This window comes from Ruegeria marina (genome assembly GCF_900101475.1).
Classification (GTDB): Bacteria; Pseudomonadota; Alphaproteobacteria; order Rhodobacterales; family Rhodobacteraceae; genus Ruegeria_B; species Ruegeria_B marina.
Genome location: NZ_FMZV01000002.1, coordinates 95,443 through 111,157, shown reverse-complemented (window position 1 = coordinate 111,157; position 15,715 = coordinate 95,443). Strand labels below are relative to the sequence as shown.

At 64.7% G+C, this 15,715-nt stretch carries 15 protein-coding genes and 1 riboswitch; of the genes, 8 read left to right on the top strand and 7 right to left on the bottom strand.

The window, feature by feature from the left end:
• Nucleotide 1 precedes the first annotated feature (1 nt).
• The 3 genes from cobW to BLT75_RS02905 form a co-directional block, all read right to left on the bottom strand.
• A complete protein-coding gene (gene cobW / locus BLT75_RS02915) occupies nt 2-1,057 on the bottom strand; it encodes a cobalamin biosynthesis protein CobW (protein WP_093027570.1) in 1,056 nt (351 codons plus the stop codon).
• Nucleotides 1,058-1,060: 3 nt separating this feature from the next.
• The gene (locus BLT75_RS02910; RefSeq protein WP_093027568.1) at nt 1,061-1,444 is read right to left on the bottom strand and encodes a DUF1636 family protein; all 384 of its coding nucleotides are present in this window, start codon (nt 1,442-1,444) and stop codon (nt 1,061-1,063) included.
• Nucleotides 1,445-1,527: 83 nt separating this feature from the next.
• A riboswitch (cobalamin riboswitch) is annotated at nt 1,528-1,744 on the bottom strand.
• Nucleotides 1,745-1,816: 72 nt separating this feature from the next.
• A complete protein-coding gene (locus tag BLT75_RS02905; RefSeq protein ID WP_093027566.1) occupies nt 1,817-2,701 on the bottom strand; it encodes a LysR substrate-binding domain-containing protein in 885 nt (294 codons plus the stop codon).
• A gap of 218 nt (nt 2,702-2,919) precedes the next feature.
• Between BLT75_RS02905 and BLT75_RS02900 the strand changes: the two genes are divergently transcribed.
• The 5 genes from BLT75_RS02900 (at nt 2,920) to BLT75_RS02880 (ending at nt 7,530) form a co-directional block, all read left to right on the top strand.
• Nucleotides 2,920-3,885 carry an NAD(P)-dependent oxidoreductase gene (locus tag BLT75_RS02900; RefSeq protein WP_093027564.1) on the top strand — a complete coding sequence of 322 codons (966 nt, stop codon included), beginning with the start codon at nt 2,920-2,922 and terminating at the stop codon, nt 3,883-3,885.
• Between the two features lie 136 nt (nt 3,886-4,021).
• Entirely contained in the window at nt 4,022-4,594 is a 573-nt protein-coding gene (betI, locus tag BLT75_RS02895) for a choline-binding transcriptional repressor BetI (protein WP_093027562.1), read from the top strand.
• Nucleotides 4,591-6,099, top strand: a complete 1,509-nt coding sequence (betC, locus tag BLT75_RS02890) for a choline-sulfatase (protein ID WP_093027560.1) — start codon at nt 4,591-4,593, stop codon at nt 6,097-6,099. Before betI (BLT75_RS02895) ends, betC begins: the two co-directional genes overlap by 4 nt.
• A gap of 2 nt (nt 6,100-6,101) precedes the next feature.
• A complete protein-coding gene (locus BLT75_RS02885; protein ID WP_093027558.1) occupies nt 6,102-7,091 on the top strand; it encodes a threonine ammonia-lyase in 990 nt (329 codons plus the stop codon).
• 79 nt (nt 7,092-7,170) lie between these two features.
• Entirely contained in the window at nt 7,171-7,530 is a 360-nt protein-coding gene (locus tag BLT75_RS02880; protein WP_093027556.1) for a nuclear transport factor 2 family protein, read from the top strand.
• A gap of 21 nt (nt 7,531-7,551) precedes the next feature.
• On the opposite strand, the gene BLT75_RS02875 is transcribed toward BLT75_RS02880, so the two are convergent.
• Together BLT75_RS02875 and betI (BLT75_RS02870) are read right to left on the bottom strand one after the other, a co-directional pair.
• Entirely contained in the window at nt 7,552-8,358 is an 807-nt protein-coding gene (locus tag BLT75_RS02875) for an isocitrate lyase/PEP mutase family protein (RefSeq protein WP_093027554.1), read from the bottom strand.
• A 101-nt stretch (nt 8,359-8,459) separates the two neighbouring features.
• Nucleotides 8,460-9,044 (bottom strand): choline-binding transcriptional repressor BetI, encoded by a 585-nt coding sequence (betI, locus tag BLT75_RS02870; RefSeq protein ID WP_093027552.1) that lies wholly within the window; start codon nt 9,042-9,044, stop codon nt 8,460-8,462.
• A 169-nt stretch (nt 9,045-9,213) separates the two neighbouring features.
• On the opposite strand from betI (BLT75_RS02870), the gene betA reads away from it, so the two are divergent.
• Nucleotides 9,214-10,872 (top strand): choline dehydrogenase, encoded by a 1,659-nt coding sequence (gene betA / locus BLT75_RS02865; RefSeq protein ID WP_093027550.1) that lies wholly within the window; start codon nt 9,214-9,216, stop codon nt 10,870-10,872.
• A 122-nt stretch (nt 10,873-10,994) separates the two neighbouring features.
• Nucleotides 10,995-11,234 carry an HP1242/YdcH family protein gene (locus tag BLT75_RS02860; RefSeq protein ID WP_093027548.1) on the top strand — a complete coding sequence of 80 codons (240 nt, stop codon included), beginning with the start codon at nt 10,995-10,997 and terminating at the stop codon, nt 11,232-11,234.
• A gap of 95 nt (nt 11,235-11,329) precedes the next feature.
• Here BLT75_RS02860 and BLT75_RS02855 read toward each other — a convergent pair whose 3' ends face one another.
• Together BLT75_RS02855 and BLT75_RS02850 are read right to left on the bottom strand one after the other, a co-directional pair.
• Nucleotides 11,330-12,730, bottom strand: a complete 1,401-nt coding sequence (locus BLT75_RS02855; RefSeq protein ID WP_093027546.1) for a helix-turn-helix domain-containing protein — start codon at nt 12,728-12,730, stop codon at nt 11,330-11,332.
• A gap of 63 nt (nt 12,731-12,793) precedes the next feature.
• Nucleotides 12,794-13,999, bottom strand: a complete 1,206-nt coding sequence (locus tag BLT75_RS02850) for a multidrug effflux MFS transporter (RefSeq protein WP_093027544.1) — start codon at nt 13,997-13,999, stop codon at nt 12,794-12,796.
• A 183-nt stretch (nt 14,000-14,182) separates the two neighbouring features.
• Here BLT75_RS02850 and BLT75_RS02845 point away from each other — a divergent pair, with 183 nt between their 5' ends.
• Nucleotides 14,183-15,715 (top strand): acyl-CoA carboxylase subunit beta, encoded by a 1,533-nt coding sequence (locus BLT75_RS02845; protein ID WP_093027542.1) that lies wholly within the window; start codon nt 14,183-14,185, stop codon nt 15,713-15,715.

Sequence of the window (15,715 nt, the reverse complement as noted above, 5' to 3'; positions counted from 1 at the left end):
CTTACTCCGCAGGCTCTTCGACGCCGGTCAGGATGGCGCGGATTGCTGCCTCGTCGATATCGTGATGCTCGGCGATCACCACCATGCGCGAGCGGCGCTCTTCGCCCGGCTGCCACGGCCGGTCATACTGGTGGCGCACCCGTGCGCCCACCGCCTGCACCAACAGGCGCATGGGCTTGCCGGTCACGGCGGCATAGCCCTTGACCCGCAGGATGTTCAACTCCTTGGCCAGGCGTTCGATGCGCGCGGCCAACTCGGCCGGATCGGACTGTTCGGGCAGTTCCACCACGATGCTCTCGAAATCGTCATGCTCATGGTCGTCATGGCCGTCGTGATGGCTGGGGCGGGCATCCATGTCGTCCTCGGCAGCGGCGCCAAGGCCCAGGATCACCCGCACGTCGACGGCGCCCTCGGCTACCTCGACCACCGGCAGCGGACGGGGCGCCTCGGCGGCGATGACGTCGCGCGCACGCGCCACGCCCTCGGGTCCGGCCAGGTCGGGCTTGGTCAGCAGGACGATATCGGCACAGCTGATCTGGTCCTCGAACACTTCCGACAGCGGCGTCTCGTGGTCGATGCTCTCATCCGCCATGCGCTGCGCATCCACTGCCGCCACGTTGGGCGCGAACCGGCCCGCCGCCACCGCCTCGGCGTCGGCCAGCGCGATCACACCGTCCACGGTGATCTTCGAGCGGATATCGGGCCAGTCGAACGCCTTGAGCAGCGGCTTCGGCAAAGCCAGGCCCGAGGTTTCGATCAGGATGTGATCGGGGCGCGGCTCCAGCGCCATCAGCGCCTCGATGGTGGGAATGAAATCGTCGGCCACGGTGCAGCAGATGCAGCCATTGGCCAGTTCCATGATGTTTTCCGCCGGGCATTCCGGAATGGCGCAGCTTTTCAGGATCTCGCCATCGACGCCCACATCGCCGAATTCGTTGACCACCACGGCCAGCCGCTTGCCCTGCGGGTTCTGCATCAGGTGGCGGATCAGCGTTGTCTTGCCGGCGCCGAGAAAGCCGGTGATCACGGTAACGGGGAGTTTTTCAAGGGTGCTCATGGCTTAGGCTCCGATCGGGGGGATGCGCGCGGCGCAGTTCTTGCGGAAATGGACGGGACGCTCGCGCCAGGGGACCAGCCCGTCGGCGGTGGCGAGATATTTGGTGACGCCCTCGACGATGGTGGCGACATCGTCACTCTCGTCGAGGTTCTCATAGACAAAGGTCCAGCGCGCCGGGCCGCCACGCAAAACGATAGAGCAGCCCTGATCGCAATTGGACAGGCATTCGACCGGTTTCAGGATGACGCCATCGGGCAGTTCGGCGGCGCATAGCGCGCGGTGCAGCAGGGCGCCGGGGCGCTGGGCATCGTCCTCTACCGGCAATCCGCGGCGGCAGGTGGTGCAAACCAGCAGTTCGACTGGTGCAGCTTCGGTCACGTCTCTCATCCCCCCTCTCCAGTTGCGGGGGACGGGGTTTGCGCGGGCCACGCTCAACGGACATGGACCCGACACCGGAACACCCCGTCCGGTCTTGTCTTCGGGCGCTGGCAGGTCTCCCGGCTTGCGGATGTCAGGGCCTGGCCCTGTCGGGCGTCCCGCCTTCCCGGCCTGTCGGCCAGTGGCTTGGGCACCCTCTCCGGTCACGGTCGCGGGGGCGGCTGCGCTTGACGCCCGGCCGCATGGCCGGTCCGCTGGCGCATTCCCTTTTCATCCGGCTTCCCGGACACCAACAGCAGGCACATGCGGCATGCGCGGGGCGCTTGTCAAGCGCGCCGGACCAAGGGGCGCGGGGCTTTGCAGAAAAGCGACCGCTGAGGGTTAGGCAGCGGCATCCATCTCGATCCGGCCACGCAGCCAGGACAGGAACAGTTGCGCGCGCGCCGGTGACGCCGCCGCGCCCGGAGACCGGATCAGGTAGTGCGACTGGGAAAACGGAATCGGCGTGCCCGCAAGACGCAGCGGTGCGCCGTGGGCAATCGCGTTGCGGGCGAACCGGGTCAGGATCGTGGCAAATCCGGCTCCGGCCAGAACCAGCTGCACCGCAGAAACGGTTGTATCGACTGAAAACTGCGCCGCGCGCTTCGCCGGGGAAAGCCCCTGCGCCTCGAACCAGCGCGCCCAGTTGTCCTCGTAACCCAGGATATGGATCTGCGGCGCCGCTTGCAGCGCGGTGGGTGTCAGTGGCGGCCCGTCCGCCCGGCCGACCGGCACGATGGTCTCGTCGCACAGCTTTTCGGCCAGCAGGCCGGGCCAATCCCCGTGGCCCAGCCGGATGTCCAGGTCGACATCCTCGTTCTCGGGCCCATGACCCCAGATATTCGACACCATCCGGACCGGGATATCGGGAAAGGCGGCGGCAAAGGCAGGCAGTTCCGACGCGATCCAGTAGGTCGCCGACGAGATCGGAGCCCGGATGCGCAGGGTCTGCCGTGTCGCGGGCCCGAACAGGCTGTTGGTCGACAGGGCGATGTCGGCCAGCGCCCGGCGCACGGTCAGGGAATAGGACTGCCCCATTTCCGTCAATCCCAGCCGCCGGGCCGAGCGGGTGAACAGCTGCTCGCCCAGGTCGGCCTCGAGCGAGCGGATATGCAGCGAAACCGCGGTCTGGGTCAGACCCAGTTCGCGCGCGGCCTCGGTGAAGTTCAGGTGCCGGGCAGCGGCTTCGAAGGTCCGAAGCCATATCGGGTTGGGCAGCCTGTCCATATGCGCACCTCCAGAAGACCTCCGAGTTACAACCAGAATATCACCGATTTTCTGGACCAAAATTCGACAGAATTCTGTCGCGTTCCGCGACCGGGTTACTTATCACAAAAAAATATTGACCATTTTTAGCATTTTTATTCGTTTCTCTTGGTGAGCGCCAGAGCCGATACTGCGCCCGAAAACAAATCATCCGGGGCATTCCCCGCTGGGAGGACTATATGAAGGTAGGGTTCATCGGATTGGGCAACGTGGGCGGCAAGCTCTCGGGTTCGCTCCTGCGCAATGGCGTCGATCTCACGGTGCATGACCTCAACCCCGACCTGGTCGCGGGGTTCGCGTCGCGTGGCGCCAAGGCCGGCGACGGACCGGCCCAGCTGATGCGCGATTGCGACGTGGTGATCACCTGCCTGCCGTCGCCCGCGGCCTCGGATGCGGTGATGCAAGAGATGCTGCCCGAGGTGAAAGAAGGCAAGATCTGGCTCGAGATGTCGACCACCGACGAGGCCGAGGTAAAGCGCCTTGGCGGACTGGTGATCGCGCAGGGCGGCGTGGCGGTCGACTGCCCGGTCTCGGGCGGCTGCCACCGGGCCGACACCGGCAATATCTCGATCTTCGCCGGCTGCGACCGCGCCACCTTCGAACGCATCCTGCCGTTCCTGACCATCATGGGGCGGCGTATCCTGCACACCGGCCCGCTCGGCTCTGCCTCGGTTCTCAAGGTGATGACCAACTATCTCGCCACCGCCAACCTGCTGACCTGCTGCGAGGCGCTGGTGACCATGAAGGCTGCCGGGATGGACATGAACACCACCTACGAGGCGATCAAGATCAGTTCGGGCACCTCCTTCGTGCATGAAACAGAAAGCCAGGTGATCCTGAACGGCAGCCGCGACATCAATTTCACCATGGACCTGGTGAAAAAGGACATCGGCCTGTTCCAGACCATCGCGGACCGCGCCGGCGTGCCGCTGGAAATCTCGCCGCTGATGATCGAGATCTTCAATGACGGCATCCGCCGCTATGGCGAGCGGGCCCAGTCCGACGACATCATCCGGCGCCTCGAAGAGGCGACCGGTCTGTCGATCCTGGCCCCGGGTTTCCCGGCGCAAATGGTCGATGACGAACCCGAAGAGCCGGGCTACGAGGTGATCCCGCAAGGTGCAGAGTTGCGCGCCGCCGAATAACGGGCAGTACCCGGACAAGGCCGCGCCGCCCGCAGTGTGATCGGGTGGCGCGGAACGAGAAGCGTCATTGATTGACGCATCAATATAAAAAACCTAGCCTTTCCCCATGCGCCGGTCGTGGGGCAAGGGAGAGTGCATGCCGAAAACTGGAATGGAGCCGATCCGGCGCGACGCCATCGTCAAGGCGACGATTGCCGAGCTTGGCGTCCAGAAAAGCCTCGATGTGACCGTCAGCCAGATCGCCAAGCGGGCCGGGATCTCCAGCGCTCTGGCGCATCACTACTTCGGTGGCAAGGATCAGATCTTCCTTGCCGCCATGCGCCATATCCTGACCGAATTCGGCGATGAGGCCCGCAGCGAACTGCAAAACAGCCCGACCGACCGGCGCCCGTACGCCATCGTGCGCGCCTGCTTTGCCCATTCCTGTTTCACCCCCGACGTGATCGCCGCCTGGATGACCTTCTACATGCTGGCGCAGACCAATGCCGACGCCCTGAGGCTCTGGCGCATCTACCAGACACGGCTTTATTCGAATCTTGTCCATGCCTTGCGCCCGGTCGTTGCCAACCCTCTGGATGTCGCCCGCGACATGCGCGCGCTGATCGACGGGCTTTATATTCATGCTGCGCTGGATGCTCCCGAAGCGCCCGAAATCGCCTGCAACCACGCGCTGCGCGTTCTCGATACCCTGATAGAGGCCGGTAAATGACACAATCCAATATCCTGATCCTGATGGTGGATCAGCTGAACGGAACCCTCTTTCCCGATGGTCCCGCCGACTGGCTGCATGCGCCCAATCTCAAGCGGCTGGCGGCGCGCTCTACCCGGTTCGCAAATGCCTATACCGCTTCGCCGCTCTGCGCGCCGGGGCGGGCCAGCTTCATGTCGGGGCAGCTGCCGTCGCGCACCGGGGTCTATGACAACGCGGCCGAGTTCCGCAGCGATATCCCGACCTATGCTCACCACCTGCGTCGCGCGGGCTATTACACCTGCCTGTCAGGCAAGATGCATTTTGTCGGCCCCGACCAGCTGCACGGGTTCGAGGAGCGGTTGACCACCGATATCTACCCGGCCGATTTCGGCTGGACGCCCGACTATCGCAAACCGGGCGAGCGCATTGACTGGTGGTATCACAACATGGGGTCGGTCACCGGCGCGGGCGTGGCCGAGATCACCAACCAGATGGAATATGACGACGAGGTTGCCTACAACGCCAAGGCCAAGCTTTACGATCTGGCCCGCGGCAAGGACGGCCGCCCCTGGTGTGTCACCGTCTCGTTCACTCATCCGCACGACCCTTATGTGGCGCGGCGCAAATACTGGGATCTGTACGAGGAGTGCGAGCACCTGCTGCCAGAGGTGGGCGATCTGGGCTATGACAATCACGACCCGCATGCCAAGCGCATCTTCGACGCCAATGACTGGCGCAATTTCGACATCACCAAGGACGACATCCGCAAGTCGCGCCGTGCCTATTTCGCCAATATCTCCTATCTCGACGACAAGGTGGGCGAGATCCTCGAGGTGCTGGAAACCACGCGGCAAGAGGCGATCATCCTCTTTGTCTCGGATCACGGCGACATGCTGGGCGAGCGCGGACTGTGGTTCAAGATGAACTTCTACGAAGGTTCGGCGCGGGTGCCGCTGATGGTGGCCGCGCCCGGAATGCCCGCGGGCCGCATCGACACGCCGGTCTCGACCATCGACGTAACGCCGACGCTGGGCGAACTCGCTGGCGTCAGCATGGCCGAAATCGCACCCTGGACCGATGGCACCAGCCTTGTTTCGCTGGCCAACGGCACCGAGCGCACGGCGCCGGTGCTGATGGAATACGCCGCCGAGGCCTCCTATGCGCCGCTGGTTTCGATGCGCTACGGCAAGTGGAAATACAACCGTTGTGCGCTTGATCCCGACCAGCTCTTCGATCTAGACGACGACCCGCACGAACTGACCAATCTGGCCGACCACCCCGACCATCAGGGCACGGTGCAGAGCCTGCGCGCCAAGTCGCAGGCCCGCTGGGATCTCGACCGGTTCGATGCGGATGTGCGCGCCAGTCAGGCCCGCCGCTGGGTGGTCTACGAGGCGCTGCGCCAGGGCGGCTACTACCCCTGGGACTACCAGCCGCTGCAAAAGGCGTCGGAACGCTACATGCGCAACCACATGAACCTTGACAATCTGGAGGAAAGCCAGCGCTTCCCGAGGGGAGAATAACCATGTCCCTGCCATCGGCCGCTGACCTGCGCGCCGCCTATGCGGTCACCTCGCAGGCCACCCAGCGCACACCGCTGCTGGAAAGCGAGGCGCTGGCCCGCGAGATCGGTGCCGCGCGCGTCTTCGTCAAGGCCGAAAGCCTGCAATGGGCCGGCAGTTTCAAGATCCGCGGTGCCTACTGGCGGTTGACGCGGCTTGGGGCGGAAGAACGGCAACGCGGCGTGGTCGCCTATTCCTCGGGCAACTTCGCCCAGGGGCTCGCGGCGGCGGGCCGTGCGCAGGGTGTGCCGGTGACCATCGTCATGCCGGTCGACGCGCCCGAACCCAAGCGCATCGCCACCGAAGGCTATGGCGCGCGCGTCGTGCTCAGCCACCACGGAGAACGCCCGCGCGAAGAGGCAGCCAGCGCCCTGGCGCGCGATATTGCCGAAACCCAGGGGCTTGTGCTGCTGCATCCCTTCGACGATCCGGACATCGTCGCCGGTCAGGCCGGGGCGGGGCTCGAGGCGCTCGACCAGCTGTCGCGGCTGGATGCTGCCCCGGATATCGTTGTCTGCCCGGTGGGCGGTGGCGGTCTGCTGGGGGGTGTTTCGCTCGCCTTCCACCATGCCGCGCCCGCGGTCCGCATCTTCGGTGTCGAGCCGCGCGGCTACGACGCCATGGGCGCCTCGCTGGCTGACGGGGAGATCCAGCGCGTCGCCAGCGGCCTGCCGACGATCTGCGACGCGCTTCAGGCGACCCAGCCCGGCGCCGCGCCTTTTGCCGCCGCACGCGCCGCGGGGGTAGCGGGCGTGTCGGTGGGCGACACCGAGGTGCGCGCGGCGATGCGCTTTGCCTTCGAACGGCTGAAACTGGTGCTCGAACCCTCGGGCGCGGTGGCGCTGGCGGCGGCGCTGTCGGGGGCGGTGCCTGTCCGGGACCGGACCGTCGTCCTCTTCGCCACCGGCGGCAACGTCAGCTTCGACGCCTTCGCGGCCTATCTGGCGGGCTAGGGCTGCTCTGCGCCAATCTTCTTCCACTTCGCGCCCATTTCCGGCATGATCGGCCAGACCGCAGCAACGGGGGTCGACCATGTCGCGCCGGCAAGACATCGCTGCTCTGACCGAGCTTGTGCGAACCTACGTGATGGCCATGACCCGGGGCGACCGGCCCGCGCTGGAGCGCATCTTCTTCGACAAGGCCAGCGAGGTTGGTCATTACGAAGGGGAGTTGCTCTGGAACTCCCGCGACGCGTTCATCGCCATGTGCGAGGAGGCGGCCGATGCGGAAACCGATCCGTTCTGGGCGATCAGATCCGTTTCGGTTCAGGGGGACATCGCGATGGTCCATGTCGAAAACGACTGGGCCGGCATGCGCTTTGACGATTATCTCACGCTGCTGTTGCACGAGGGCAGTTGGCGCATCGTGTCAAAGGTCTATCGTATCCGCTGAATGCCCGGCGCTCCGGCGGTCTTACCCGTTCAGCAAAGCCTCGATTTCGGCCACGTTGGCCGCGCCTTTCAGCACGGTGAAATCGCCCTGCTCCAGCATTGCGCGGGTGGCGTCCAGAATGACCTGTTGCGTCACCCGGGCCAACCCGCCACCGATGGAGATTCGGGCAACCCCCAGCGCGCCCATCTGCTGGGCCGTCAGATCCCGCATATCGCCCGCGGCCAGCAGGTTGACCGGCGTCCCGGTGGCGACCAGCGCGCGGGTGATCTCGGCATCGACAAGCGGCGCATAGATCACGTCGGCACCCGCCTCGGCAAAGGCCCGGCATCGGCGCAACGCCTCGGCCTGATCATAGTTGCGCATCAGCCAGCCATCCGCCCGGGCGGTCAGCACGATGCCCGCCGCGTGGGCGGCCGCGACCGCCGCCTCGATCCGGGCAAGAGCCAGGTCGAACGGATAAGAGCCTTTCGACGGGACGGCGCTGTCCTCGATCGAAACCCCGGACAGGCCTGCTTCGGCCGCCAGCCTGACGGTCTCGGCCACGGTTTCGGGACTGTCGCCAAACCCGTTTTCGAAATCGCCGTTGACCGGCACATCGACAGCGGCGCAAATCTCGGCAGCGTGGTGCAGGGCGACCTCGCGGGGAATCCGGCCTCCGTCGGTCAGACCCAGCGTGAAACCATGCCCGGACGAGGTCGTCGCCAGCGCCTTTGCGCCCAGCCGCGCCATCACCTTGGCCGACCCGATGTCCCAGGGATTCGGCATTACCAACGGAGTACCCGAAACATGCAGATCCCGGAAACGCTTCGTCAATTCGTCGCGATGCATGGCATGGTCCCTCTCTGACCTCTCCGTACTTGCCGGAGGTCCACCCAGCATAGTCAAGGTTCGGTGCGAAATGAAAAGGCAATCGCGCCCTGTTTTCGTTTTTAGCGCCCCTGGTCCAGCAGCAGTTCCGTCAAGGCCCGCGCATCCGCGCGCGCAGATGCCGCATCGGGCACGGCCCCCCCCTGCGCGGCCTCGGTCCAGACCCCATCCATATAGGCCTGGATCGTCATTTGCAGCCGCTCGCGCGCCGGTTCCGGCACCAGTTGCCGCAATTCTCGACGGATATTGCTTGCCACCCTGGCCCGGTTGATCCGGTGCAGCCGCGCCAGCGATGGCGCATAAGGCGCATTGGCCCAGAACTGGATCCAGACCGAACATTGCGCCGGCGTGAACAGCGTGTCGTCGAAATTCGCCTCGACAATGGCGACGAGTCGCTCGCGCGGTGTCCGCGTGTCCACCAGCCGCGCCAGCGTGGCCGTCCGCAGCACCGACAGCAGACGCCGCATCGTTTCTTCCATCAGCCGGTCCTTGCTGCCGAAGTAATAGTTGATCGACGCTGCCGATGCGCCGGCTTCGCGCGCGATCTCGGCCATGGTGACGCGGCCGAATCCACACCCGTGAATCGATCGGATCGCGGCCTCGACCAGTTCGTCATTGCGGATGTCGCGAATGCGTTTTCGTTCCATGGCGCCATATTGGGCAATGCTTTACGGGGTTCAAGTTGAAAGGTCTGGAAAAAACTTGTATGATCATACAAGAAATTGTTTGTCCATTTGCAATGCTGTGTTAGATCTCCGGTTCCGTGGTGTCGGGCCCGGTTCGGATACAGCACGGTGCGCAGCAGGAGACAGGCGAATGGAAGCGGATTTTGTCATCGTCGGGGCCGGCAGCGCGGGCTGCGCAATGGCCTACAGGCTCAGCGAGGCAGGGGCGTCGGTGCTGGTGATCGAGCATGGCGGCACCGACGTGGGGCCGTTCATCCAGATGCCCGCCGCGCTCAGCTATCCGATGAACATGTCGCGCTACGACTGGGGCTACCTGTCCGAGCCCGAACCGAACCTGAACAACCGCCGATTGGTCTGCCCGCGCGGCAAGGTGATCGGGGGCTCGTCCTCGATCAACGGCATGGTCTATGTGCGCGGCCACGCGATGGATTTCGATACCTGGGCCGAGATGGGCGCCGACGGCTGGTCCTATGCCGACGTGCTGCCCTATTTCAAGCGGATGGAGACCTGGCATGACGGCGGTCATGGTGGCGACCCGGCCTGGCGCGGTAGCGACGGGCCGCTGCACGTCACCCGCGGACCGCGTTGCAATCCGCTGTTCAGGGCCTTTGTCGAGGCCGGGCGGCAGGCGGGCTACGAACTGACCGGCGACTACAACGGCGAAAAGCAGGAAGGCTTCGGCCCGATGGAACAGACCGTCTGGAAAGGACGGCGCTGGTCGGCGGCCAATGCCTATCTGAAACCGGCGCTCAAGCGGGACAACTGCGAGGTGGTGCGCGGGCTGGCGGCCCGCGTGGTGCTGGACGAGGGCCGCGCAACCGGGGTCGAGATCATCCGGGGCGGCAAGACCGAAACCGTCCGGGCCCGGCGTGAGGTGATCATTGCCGCCTCCTCAATCAACTCGCCCAAGCTCCTGATGCTGTCGGGAATCGGGCCGGCCGCGCATCTGGCCGAACACGGGGTTCCGGTCCTGGCCGACCGCCCCGGCGTCGGGGCAAACCTGCAGGACCATCTGGAGCTTTACATCCAGCAGGCCGCGATCCAGCCGGTGACGCTCTACAAATACTGGAACCTGGTCGGAAAGGCGGCGATCGGCGCGCAATGGCTGTTCACCGGGACCGGACTGGGCGCCTCGAACCAGTTTGAAAGCGCCGCCTTCATCCGATCGCAGCCCGGCGTGCCCTATCCGGACATCCAGTACCACTTCCTGCCCATCGCGGTGCGCTACGACGGCAAGGCCGCGGCCGAGGGCCACGGCTTCCAGGCCCATGTCGGGCCGATGCGCTCACCTTCGCGCGGGACGGTTAGCCTGCGCTCGGCGCAGGCCCAGGACGCGCCGGTGATCCGCTTCAACTACATGAGCCATGAAAAGGACTGGGCCGATTTCCGCACCTGCATCCGGCTGACACGCGAGATCTTCGGGCAGGAGGCATTCAAGCCCTATGCCGGCAAGGAGATCCAGCCGGGGGCGGCAGTACAGAGCGATGAGGAACTGAACGCCTTCATCGCCGAACATGCCGAAAGCGCCTATCACCCCTGCGGCACCTGCCGCATGGGCCGCGCCGACGACCGCAACGCGGTGGTCGACGGGCAGGGGCGGGTGATCGGGGTCGAGCGGCTGCGGGTGGCCGACAGCTCGATCTTTCCGCAGATCACCAATGGCAACCTGAACGCGCCCTCGATCATGGTGGGCGAGAAGATGTCGGATCATATCCTGGGCCGCGATCCGCTGCCGCGCGCCAATGACCGCCCCTGGATCAGCCCGCGCTGGGAAGCCGCGCAACGCTGATGCCGGGCCCAAGATTTTTCGACGAAAAATCTGGGGCATCGCGCGCGGTTTGATCCCTGTCAAAGCCGGCGCGCAAGCGGGCGTCTAGCCTCGGTGTCGACATTGAGAAAAGGAGCGAACGGATGTCCCATACCCCGCATGAACTGGCCGAGGAATTTCCCGAAAAGATCGACCTGATGAGCCAGCTCAAACAGTCGGACGCGCATTTCTCCAGACTGGCGGACGAATATCACGAGGTGAACCGGGCCGTGCACCGGGCCGAGACCAACGTCGAGCCGATGGAGGAGCTGGCCGAGGTCACGCTGCGCAAGAAACGCGCGGCGCTGAAGGACGAGATCTGGGGGATCCTGTCGAAAGCCTGATCCGTGAATGGGGCGGGGGCGTTGCCCCCGTCGCCTGTTTCTCCCGGAGTATTTTCGAAAAGATCAAGAGCGCCACGTTTGCCGGGCTTTTCGGTTCAGTTGACCTCGTAGGGCAGGGTGCCGCGCCGGTCGGTATTGATGCTGAGCCGTCTTTCCAGGGGGGGAACCGACCGCTGGTGGCAGGTCTTGCGTTCGCAGATCCGGCAGGAGATGCCGATCGGCTCATAGGCGCTGGCATTGCTGACATCAAGGGTGTCGGCATAGACAAGCTGGTCGGCATGCCGCACCTCGCAGCCCAGCGCGATCGCGTAGCGCCGCACCGGCGCTCCGAAGGAGCCGCCCGGCTTGGACACATCGCGCGCCAGCGAAATATAACGCACCCCGTCCGGCGTCTCGGCCAGCTGGCGCAGGAAATGGCCGGGCGTTTCGAAGGCGCGGTGCACGTTCCATAGCGGGCAGGCGCCGCCAAAGCGGGCGAATTGCAGCCGCGTGGCCGAGTGGCGTTTTGTGATCGTGCCCGCCTGGTCGACCCGGACGAAGAAGAAGGGGATGCCCTTGGCCCCGGGCCGCTGCATCGTGGACAGCCGGTGCGCCACCTGTTCGATCGAGGCGCCGAACCTTGTGCTGAGAAGTTCGAGGTCGTGCCGGGTTTTCTGGGCCGCCTCCAGGAAAGCGCCGTAGGGCATCAGCGCCGCCCCTGCAAAATAGTTGGCAAGCCCGATCTTGGCGATGGCGCGCGCCTCTTCGCTGTGGAACCGGGCAAAATCCAGCGTCGCCTCCAGCAGCGAATTCTGGCCCAGCAGCGCCACTTGCAGGAGCAGCTGGAACACCTGCGTCTGAGGCGCCGAGCGGGACGACAGTTGCAGCTTGCGACCGGCGGCATCATACTGGCGCAAGGCTTCGACATCGGCGATTTCGACCGTCACGCCGCGTTCGGTCAACGCTGCCAGTGCCGCCGCCCTCGTGCCGCCCTCGGTCTGCGCGCGTGTTGCGAACCGCTCTGCCGCGTGATCCACGGCGTCGATGTAATTGTCGCAATAGTGGAAGAAATCGCGCACCTCTTCCCAGGGGCTGGCCTGGATACGGGCATCCTCGCGCCCCAGCGCCTCGTCGAGCGAGGCCAGCCTCTCATGCGTCTGCCGGTAAGTGCGGTGCAACTCGATGAAGGCGCGCGCCAGTGCCGGTGCGTTGGACGCGGTCAGGCGCAGGTCGGCCAGCGGCGGCATCGCGTCGGCAAAGATCGGGTCGGCCAGCGCCTCGCGCATGTCGCTGACCAGCCTTTCGCTGTCGCCGGTGCTGAGTTCGGTGACATCCAGCCCGAATTCCTGCGCCAGCGCCAGAACGACCGAGGTCGAGACCGGGCGGTTGTTGTTCTCCATCTGGTTCAGATAGGGCAGCGACACGCCCAGCTTGGCGGCGAAATCCTTTTGCGTCAGTGACAGGCGGTTGCGGATCTCGCGCAGCTTGGCGCCGGCATAGAGTTTCTGGGTGGCCATCGGGTGTCTTTGCAGGTTTGACGTATTGTCAGATTAACTTTGCAAATCGTGCCGGGCAAGCGGTCACAGGCCCAATCGACGCTCTCTCAGGATCACCACGAGTATCGCCAGAACGCCCAGAACCGCCGTGGCCAGCATCAGCCACAAGAGCGGCATCGCGCCGGTTTCCGGTGTCAGCAGCGCCCCTGCGAGCGCGCTCAGCGCCGCGCCCCCGCCCAACATGATCGCCCCGTTCAGCCCCGAAGCGCTGCCGGCCAGATGTGGTCGCACCGACAACGCGCCGGCTGTGGCATTGGGAATTGACATGCCGTTACCGACACCGACAAGTGTCATGAACCCAAAGAACGTGTATTCGTTGCCCATGCCCGCGATCATCGCGGTCAGCGACAGCACGATGCCCAGCGCGTTCATCAGGTTTCCCAGCAGGATCATTCGGTTGACCCCGACCCGGATCGAAAAAGCGCCGCTCAGGAAGTTTCCGGTGAAGTACCCCACCGCCGGGGCGCCAAAGAACAGGCCCATGCGGCCCGGTTCCATCCCGAATACCTCGGTGCTGACGAAAGGCGCTCCGCCCAGATAGGCGAAGAACGCCCCCGACGAGAACCCGCTGGCAAGCGAATAGCCCCAGAACCGGGGCGAGGTCAGAAGTTCGGGATACTCGCGGAATTGCTGCACCAGGGTCTTGCCGCTTTTCAGCGCCGTCTCTCCGAAATCGACATAGGTAAGTGCCAGCGCCAGCCCGCCGAGCGCAAAAAGCAGCCAGAAATTCGCCTGCCAGCCAAAGATCTGATCCAGTTGGCCGCCGATCATCGGCCCGATCATCGGCACGACCGCCATGCCCATCGTTACCCAGCCCAGCATCGAGGCGGCCTGGTCCTGTTCGTACATGTCGCGCACGGCGGCGCGGCTCAGCACGATGCCGACCGCGACCACCGCCTGGCACATGCGGAAGAACAGGAAGACCTCGGCCGTGGGCGCCACGATGCAGCCAAGCGTCGCGGCCATGAAAAGTACCAGCCCCCACAGGATGACAGGGCGCCGGCCGGCCTTGTCTGCCATCGGGCCGATCACGATCTGCATCGCCGCGTTCACTGCCAGAAAGAGCGCCACCGAAAGCTGCATCAACCGGTAGTCGGTCTGGAAATATGCGGTCATGTTCGGAAGGCTGGGCAGAAAGATGTTCATGCCCAGCGCCGACAGGCCCGACAACAGGATCAGCGTCACCAGTTTGGGGGGCGTCCGTTGTGGTGGGGGCGAAGTGAACTGCATGGTTCACATGTACGGCGGCCCCCGGTCCGTGTCCATGCCGAGGGCTGGGACTAAGATGTTAATTAGCAATTTTGCATTTAGCTGAAACGAGCTTGCCAATAATATGCAAATTTGCCGAATATCGCTTTGGTTCCACCGGTGATCACTCTATGGTCCGGCCAAATTTCACAAGGGACAATCGCAATGAAAGACATCCTTTCCGAGCTGGAAACCCGCCGCGAGGCCGCGCGGCTGGGAGGCGGGCAAACGCGGATCGACGCCCAGCATGGGCGCGGCAAGCTGACGGCCCGCGAGCGGATCGAGTTGTTGCTGGACGAAGGCTCCTTCGAGGAGTTCGACATGTTTGTCGCGCATCGCTGCATCGATTTCGGCATGGAGAAGAACCGCCCCTACGGCGATGGCGTCGTGACGGGCTGGGGCACGATCAATGGCCGCATGGTCTATGTCTTCAGTCAGGACTTCACCGTCCTGGGCGGGTCGGTTTCTGCCACCCACGCGATGAAGATCTGCAAGATCATGGACATGGCGATGCAGAACGGCGCCCCGGTGATCGGCATCAACGACTCGGGCGGCGCGCGGATCCAGGAAGGCGTCGACAGCCTTGCGGGCTATGGCGAGGTGTTCCAGCGCAACATCATGGCCTCGGGCGTGGTGCCGCAGATTTCGCTGATCATGGGCCCCTGCGCGGGCGGCGCGGTCTACTCGCCCGCGATGACCGACTTCATCTTCATGGTCAAGGACAGCTCCTACATGTTCGTGACCGGCCCGGACGTGGTGAAGACTGTGACCAACGAACAGGTGACAGCAGAAGAACTGGGCGGTGCCTCGACCCATACACGCAAGTCCAGCGTCGCCGACGGGGCCTTTGAAAACGACGTCGAGGCGCTGGCCGAAGTGCGCCGCCTGGTCGATTTCCTGCCGCTTAACAACCGCGAAAAGCCCCCCGTGCGGCCGTTCTTCGACGAGCCGGGCCGGATCGAGGCCAGCCTCGACACGCTGGTGCCGGAAAACCCCAACACGCCTTATGACATGAAGGAACTGATCCTGAAGGTCGCGGACGAGGGCGACTTTTACGAGATCCAGGAAGATTTCGCCAAGAACATCATCACCGGTTTCATCCGGCTCGAAGGCCAGACCGTGGGCGTGGTGGCGAACCAGCCGCTGGTTCTGGCGGGCTGCCTCGACATCGACAGTTCCCGCAAGGCGGCGCGTTTCGTGCGCTTCTGCGACGCGTTCGAGATTCCGCTGCTGACCTTCGTGGACGTGCCGGGCTTCCTGCCCGGAACGGGCCAGGAATATCGCGGCGTCATCAAGCACGGGGCCAAGCTGCTCTTCGCCTATGGCGAGGCGACGGTGCCAAAGGTGACGGTCATCACCCGCAAGGCCTATGGCGGCGCTTACGTGGTGATGAGTTCCAAGCACCTGCAGGGCGACATCAACTACGCCTGGCCGACGTCCGAGGTGGCGGTGATGGGCGCCAAGGGCGCGACCGAGATCATCCATCGCGCCGACCTGAACGACCCGGAGAAGATCGCGGCCCACACCAAGGACTACGAGGACCGCTTTGCCAACCCCTTCGTGGCGGCCGAACGCGGTTTCATTGACGAGGTGATCCAGCCGCGGTCGACCCGCAAGCGCGTGGCGCGGGCCTTTGCCTCCCTGCGCAACAAGAAGTCGCAGATGCCGTGGAAGAAGCACGACAACATTCCGCTCTAG

Coding starts and splice junctions, on each gene's coding strand:
- cobW (WP_093027570.1), bottom strand. CDS start 1,057: ATGAGCACCCTTGAAAAACTCCCCGTTACCGTGATCACCGGCTTTCTC.
- BLT75_RS02910 (WP_093027568.1), bottom strand. CDS start 1,444: ATGAGAGACGTGACCGAAGCTGCACCAGTCGAACTGCTGGTTTGCACC.
- BLT75_RS02905 (WP_093027566.1), bottom strand. CDS start 2,701: ATGGACAGGCTGCCCAACCCGATATGGCTTCGGACCTTCGAAGCCGCT.
- BLT75_RS02900 (WP_093027564.1), top strand. CDS start 2,920: ATGAAGGTAGGGTTCATCGGATTGGGCAACGTGGGCGGCAAGCTCTCG.
- betI (WP_093027562.1), top strand. CDS start 4,022: ATGCCGAAAACTGGAATGGAGCCGATCCGGCGCGACGCCATCGTCAAG.
- betC (WP_093027560.1), top strand. CDS start 4,591: ATGACACAATCCAATATCCTGATCCTGATGGTGGATCAGCTGAACGGA.
- BLT75_RS02885 (WP_093027558.1), top strand. CDS start 6,102: ATGTCCCTGCCATCGGCCGCTGACCTGCGCGCCGCCTATGCGGTCACC.
- BLT75_RS02880 (WP_093027556.1), top strand. CDS start 7,171: ATGTCGCGCCGGCAAGACATCGCTGCTCTGACCGAGCTTGTGCGAACC.
- BLT75_RS02875 (WP_093027554.1), bottom strand. CDS start 8,358: ATGCATCGCGACGAATTGACGAAGCGTTTCCGGGATCTGCATGTTTCG.
- betI (WP_093027552.1), bottom strand. CDS start 9,044: ATGGAACGAAAACGCATTCGCGACATCCGCAATGACGAACTGGTCGAG.
- betA (WP_093027550.1), top strand. CDS start 9,214: ATGGAAGCGGATTTTGTCATCGTCGGGGCCGGCAGCGCGGGCTGCGCA.
- BLT75_RS02860 (WP_093027548.1), top strand. CDS start 10,995: ATGTCCCATACCCCGCATGAACTGGCCGAGGAATTTCCCGAAAAGATC.
- BLT75_RS02855 (WP_093027546.1), bottom strand. CDS start 12,730: ATGGCCACCCAGAAACTCTATGCCGGCGCCAAGCTGCGCGAGATCCGC.
- BLT75_RS02850 (WP_093027544.1), bottom strand. CDS start 13,999: ATGCAGTTCACTTCGCCCCCACCACAACGGACGCCCCCCAAACTGGTG.
- BLT75_RS02845 (WP_093027542.1), top strand. CDS start 14,183: ATGAAAGACATCCTTTCCGAGCTGGAAACCCGCCGCGAGGCCGCGCGG.